The 6,119-nt window shown below is 58.9% G+C and carries 4 protein-coding genes; 3 read left to right on the forward strand and 1 reads right to left on the reverse strand.

Features of this window, described 5'->3' with window-relative positions:
• Positions 1-55: 55 nt before the first annotated feature.
• Positions 56-1,687: a helix-turn-helix domain-containing protein gene (locus tag PA598K_RS15910; RefSeq protein ID WP_128657916.1), complete on the reverse strand. Its 1,632-nt coding sequence runs from the start codon at positions 1,685-1,687 to the stop codon at positions 56-58.
• Between the two features lie 168 nt (positions 1,688-1,855).
• On the opposite strand from PA598K_RS15910, the gene PA598K_RS15915 reads away from it, so the two are divergent.
• The 3 genes from PA598K_RS15915 to PA598K_RS15925 form a co-directional block, all read left to right on the forward strand.
• Positions 1,856-3,670 (forward strand): cache domain-containing sensor histidine kinase, encoded by a 1,815-nt coding sequence (locus tag PA598K_RS15915; protein WP_185602017.1) that lies wholly within the window; start codon positions 1,856-1,858, stop codon positions 3,668-3,670.
• Positions 3,667-5,280 carry a response regulator gene (locus tag PA598K_RS15920; RefSeq protein ID WP_185602018.1) on the forward strand — a complete coding sequence of 538 codons (1,614 nt, stop codon included), beginning with the start codon at positions 3,667-3,669 and terminating at the stop codon, positions 5,278-5,280. Before PA598K_RS15915 ends, PA598K_RS15920 begins: the two co-directional genes overlap by 4 nt.
• A gap of 115 nt (positions 5,281-5,395) precedes the next feature.
• The coding region (locus PA598K_RS15925; protein ID WP_128657936.1) for an extracellular solute-binding protein at positions 5,396-6,119 on the forward strand (724 nt) is incomplete at its 3' end.

Here is a 6,119-nt window from a genome sequence, read left to right on the forward strand (position 1 = left end):
AGCATACCAGAAATAACAGGAGGTATACATAGGCTGTCGTAAGCCATTGGTTGCACTATGATAAGCTGAAATCGAACCATGTCTCCAGGTCCTGCAACTGCGACAGGATGGACAACGGGTCATACCCGTGCCATCGACTCATCGCTGCTGTATGGATGCGCATGCCCTGACTGCGACAGCTCTCCCACCGGGAGTCATACAGCATCGTCTCGGTGCGGGCCACGGCTTGGGGAGACGGCTCGGTAATGAGGATCACATGCTCGGCACGGAAGCGCTGCAGGATCTGCTCGGGCGCGATCGGAAGCGGAGCGCCTGCGAGATCGAGCTGCTGCAGAGCGAGCGGCATCGCCCAGCCCAGCTCATGGTAGACGAGCTGGGTTCCCATGCCTCGATGGCAATAAATAAACGAGCTGGCGTCCCGTATATTGACGATCAGCAGACTTTGCCGCAGGATATCCAGCGCTTGCAACTGCTCGCGAAGCGCGAAGCAGCGCTGATCGAACGACGCCAGCCACGACTGGGCCTGCTCGGTGCGGCGGGTCACCCGGGCCAGTCGCGCGAGATGGCCGCGCCAATCCTGCCCGTACCAAGGGATCACCAAGGTCGGCGCCAGTCGGCGGTATGCTTGCACACGCTCGGGCTCCAGATCGTCGATGCCGATGATCAGCTCGGGCTGCAGCGCTGCCAGCTCTTCGTCGGTGAAGGCTGTCGTCCAATCCCGGCACACGCAGCCGCCATCTCGCAGCTGATGCTCATAGTCGCCGAAGCCCCACGGATAGGAGACGGTAGCCACAGGCATAATGCCCAGAGCGAGCAAGTGCAGCGTAAGGTGAGGATTAAGCGAGAGGATGCGTTTGGGCGCTTGCGCGTAGGAGGTAGGAGAGAGTCCGACCTCCTGCTTGAAACGCCTGCTGGCATAATGCTCGTCCCTGTAGCCGACCTCTCTTGCCGCGATATGCAGTCGCGTCTCGTCGAACAGCAGCCTCTCCTGCAGATGTCTGATCCGCAAGGCGGCGATGTAGTCGGTGAGGCTGAGGCCGCTAACCTGCTTGAAGCGCAAGGAGAAGTATTCCGGCGCCAATCCGGCCATCTGTGCCAGCACGGAGCGCTTCAACGGCTTGGCGTAGTTCACCTGGATATATTGCATGATCTCGTGGATGATCTGATCGGTGCTGCCGTCCTGCAGCGGATGCGGTTCATTGGCAACCGTCAGCTCGTACATCAGCGTGTGGAACAGATAGCTGCGGCGGGCCGCCGGGCGTTCTCCCTCGGCGGAGGACTTCTGCGCCAGCTCGCGCGCGAGCGCGAGCAACCGATCTCCTGCGGGGAGCGTCAGCTCGCCCCACCCGGCAAAGCCGTGCGCAGAGCGCGTGTACGAGATCTGATCGGCCTCAGCCGCCCGGCCAGTCAATCGCTCGAAGGTAAGGGTATAGAGGACCGTCTCGTTAAAAAAAGGCGCTGCCGCCACCTCCATGCCCGGCCATGCGTAAAAGCAAGCGCCGGCCGACAGGGAGAAGCGCTTGCCGTTCACGGTCAGCGTCCCCATGCCGGACTCGACCCAGACTAGCGTATGTGCCTGTGGCAGCAGCCACTCCAGCTTGTCTATGCATAGATGACGCTCGGCGTGCAGCAGCGTATGGACGGGAGTCGCGCTCCTGTCGGGAGGCGAAGCCGAAGGCAACCTCATCGTTAACGGACCTCACTTTCATAGCTCTATCGTCGTGAAGTCAGTATAGCATAAGAATGTCCGATGTTGTCGGAGCCAGCTTCGCGCTGCTAACATCTGTTAGCGCGCGCGCTCGGCTTTTGTTGTAAAATGCTTATGAAACGACAAAGGCATCGGATGGTGAAGAGAATGAAGGCGCTTACCCGCAAGGTGATCCGGTATTTCGGCAAATCGCTGTACCGCAAAATGATGCTGACGTTTTTTTTAATTGTGGTCATCACGGTTTCCGTGCTGATCACCGATTTTTATTTTCGGACGGCGGAGGATCTGCGCAGACAAGCGGTCGAGTCGAGCGCGCGTATCACGCAGCAGTCTGCCTATGCGCTTAATGCGCATCTGGATAATGTCCGGCGGTTTGCCTGGACCTATTTTCGCGATTTCGAATTCCAGAGCTTCGTGAAGACGTTGGGCAGCGATCCGGATGCGATCAGCAATTATTCCAGCAAATTTTCGCATTACGTCAACGACAACCCGATCGTCTGGTCGGTCTCGGTCGAGCCGCTCGAAGGCTTCTCCATGCGCGCAGGCCACGGGACGCCGGACATGCTGCCGGAAGAGAAGGAGCGTTTGACCCAGCTTGCCGTCGAAGCCAATGGGAAGGGCGTCTGGGTATCGTCGGAAATTTACGGGCCCAATCTGCAGACGGAGCAGACCCTCACTTTCCTGCAGGCGATCCGCAGCATCTCCCTGACCTCCCCGGGGCCCGTCATCGGGGTCATGATGTACAACCTGTCGTTCGTGTCGCTGGAGCAATGGTTCGCAAAGGTGGAGGGCGAGCAGTCGAATCGGACGTACATCATCAGCAAAACGGACGGCACGGTCATCCACTCGCTCCTCCCCGAGGAGCGCGGCGCTTCGCTGCTCAGAGCCGAGGAACTGGCAGCCATCAGGGGCGTGCAGGAGGGGCTCTTCTACGCGGACCGGGGATCAGGGGAGGAGCTGGTGCTCTACGGCAACCTGGATCGCACCGACTGGATGCTGGTGACGATGATCCCGATGCGCCAGCTCTCCAAGCCGGTGGACGACTTCACGCGCAGGACGCTGCTCCTGGGGGCGCTCAGTCTCGTCTGCTCGATGCTGCTGGCCGGGGTATTCTACTCCCGGACGATCACGCCGCTGCGCGAGCTGAGCAAGGGGATGAAGGCGATCGAGGTCGGCAATTACGAGGTCAGTCTGCCCGTCCGCAGCTATGACGAGCTCGGGTATATTACCTCGTCGTTCAACCGGATGGCCAAGGAGATCAATCGACTGATCATCAAGGTGTACGAATCCGAGCTGCTGAAGAAAAACGCCGAGATCAAAATGCTGCAATCGCAAATTAATCCGCATTTCCTCTACAATACGCTGGGCATCATCGACAGCCTCTCCTCGATCGAAGGAGACACGCGCGTCGCCTATATTAGCCGCTCGCTCGCCAAGATGTTCCGCTACAACATCAGCGGCGAGGATATCTCCACGCTGGAGGCGGAGATTCAACAAAGCAGACTGTATCTGTCCATCCAAAAAATCCGCTTCGATCAAAAGTTTGACTATCTGATCTACGTGGAGCCGGGGCTCGAGCAGATGCCGATCCCGAAGCTGCTCTTCCAGCCTATCGTGGAAAATAGCATCCTGCATGGCGTCAGTCGGAGCAGCGAGCTCGGCATGGTCCGTATCGAGGTGTATGCCGACGATGACACCTATGTGCAGCTGAAAATCTGGAACAACGGCGCGCCGATCGAGCCGGAGCGGATGGCGTGGCTGCGCGAGCGCCTCTACGATACGGGACACAGCAGCCGAACGTTCGAAGATCGCTCGTCGATCGGGCTGCTCAACGTGCAAGAGCGCATCCGCCTGCTCTATGGCGACGACTGCGGCATCGCATGGGAGAGCAGCAAAGCTTACGGAACGGCCTTCACCCTGACGATCAAGCGTACACTTGCGAACGGAGGAACCTCATCATGAAATACATCGTGCTCGACGACGAACCGATTATCCGGCAAGGACTGATCTACAAAATCCGGCAGACCGGCCTGCCGCTCCTGTGCGCGGGCGAGGCGGACAACGGCGTAGCCGGGCTCAGACTGCTCCAGCAGGTACAGCCCGATATCGTCATTACCGACATCCAGATGCCCGACATGAACGGACTGGAGTTTATCGGCCGCGCCAAGGAGCTGCTGCCGCGACTCGACTATATCATTCTTAGCGGATACGACGACTTTGACTATGCCAAGCAGGCGATGCGGTACGGTGTCAGCCATTATCTGCTGAAGCCGGTGGAGGACGAGGAGTTATACGAGGCGATCAGCCGCTTGCTGGAGCGACAGCAGGCAGAGGATCATCGGGACAAGCAGGTGATGGCGCTCAAGCATCTGGCCGAGTCGAGTCAGGAGGCGGCGCGCAACCAAGCGCTGCTGCGATTCCTGAGCGAGGACGAGGGGCTGATCGATGATCCGGCGCTAAGCGATATCGCCAGCCGAAGCGCCTCCTTGTCCATTGCAGTGTTCCAGGTCGGGCCTGTGCGATTGCCGCATCTCTCCTTCGGGGAGGATGAGGAGGAGCTGGTCTGGTACGCGGTCAAAAATATGGTGACGCAAGGGTTCAAGGAGGCGAGCATCGCGGGATTGACCGTCCACCATCTGATGAATCGCAGCGAATTCATCTATGTATTCGGTCTAAACGCGTCGCAGCAGCGGGCGATGGCGCTGTCCGCTGCCGAGACAATCGCCTACGGTATCCGCCGTTACTTGAAGCTGGACGTCGTCGGCGGGATCGGACCTCTGGCGGGTCGGGCCGACGGCCTGCAAGAGGTGTATCGCGAAGCCAGGCAGCTGGCGCGCAATGCCGTCATCCACGGCGGCAGTCGTGTCGGCTATGCGAGCGGCGCGCTCCCCTACAAGGCAAATCGCGAATCGATCATCCTGAGCGAGGATGCGAAGCTGCTGGAGGAGTGGCTGCAACGGATGGAGTCGGACAAGATCCTCCGCTGGATCAAGCGGCGGCTAGGAGCGATCGCGCAGGACCCGAATTCGGTCTTCGTGCAGGTCGAATGGTTCTGCGTCGATCTGTATCTGCTGTTTAACAAGTACTTGCTCGCGCATGCCGCCGACGCGGAGTGGACGATCGGCGAGATGGATGATCTGCTGCGCTGGCTGCAGCAGGTGACGTCCTTTGCCGAGATTGAAGAACGGATGCGCGAGCTGGCCTCCACCGTGATCGGCCGGCTGTCGAGACGAAGCGACACGTCAGGCAAGGAAATAATGGAGCTCGTCCGCGCCTACATCGCGACGCATTATGCAGAGCCGTTGTCGCTGCAAGCGATCGGCGAGCGATTCGCGATCCATCCGACCTACTTTTCCAAGCGCTTCAAGGAAACCTACGGCGAGACCTTCATCGACTATCTGACCTCGGCCCGTATGGAACAGGCGGCGCGGCTGCTCCGGGACACCGAGCTCAAGGTGCATCAGATCGGCGAGCGGGTAGGCATCGAGGATGCCGCCTACTTCGCCAGCGTTTTCCGCAAGCGGTATGGAGAGACGCCCAAGCAGTATCGGGAGCGGTCGCGGCAAGGATGAAAATTTCATAGTTTTTGGCGGCAATGCCTTAAGATATTCGCTTAAACCCCGACAGCAGCCACCCTATAATAAGGCTTAAGCAAATCAATACACACGAGGGGGAGCACCGAGAAGCATGAAAAAAACGACCCGAAAAACGGCAGTACCCACATTGTTGCTGTCTGTCGCCCTGTTGTCCGCCGCTTGCGGAAATGGAGGCGGGAGCGGCGTCGCCAATGATACGGGCAACGGTACAGGCAACGAAGCCGCCACCAATCAAGCGAATGCAAATGAATCCTCCGCGCCCAAGCAGGACGAAATCGTCGAGATTACCGTATGGGACAAACCAAGCGCAGATATGGCCAGCAAAGCGTTTATGGAGGAGCTGTTCGCCGACTTCGAACAGCAATATCCCCATATCAAGGTGAACCATATCGAGCCGACCAAGGAGAAGGAACGGGAGCAATTCATGACGGCCGTGGCCGGCGGCGAGCAGCCCGATCTTCACAAAACGCCGTATCCGGACATGGAGTCGTATATTGCCCAAGGCATCCCGGCCGATATTACCGAGCTGTGGAACAGCTTCGACGGCAAAGACAACTACCTGCCCTCTTCCTTGAACGCAGCGACGGTCGACGGCAAAATCTATGGCGTCCCCAACGATATGTACGTCACCGGGCTCATGTACAACAAGCAGATGTTCGCTGATGCCGGCATCGACCCGGCGGAGGCCTTCAAGGACTGGGAATCGTTCGGCGAGGCGGCGCAGCAATTGATCGATCCGGCGAAGGGAACGTATGGCTACGCGATTCTCGGGATGGACTGGGCGGATTGGTTTTTTGAATACTATGTATGGCAGG

The sequence above is a fragment of the Paenibacillus sp. 598K genome, from assembly GCF_003851045.1.
Taxonomy (GTDB): Bacteria; Bacillota; Bacilli; order Paenibacillales; family Paenibacillaceae; genus Paenibacillus_D.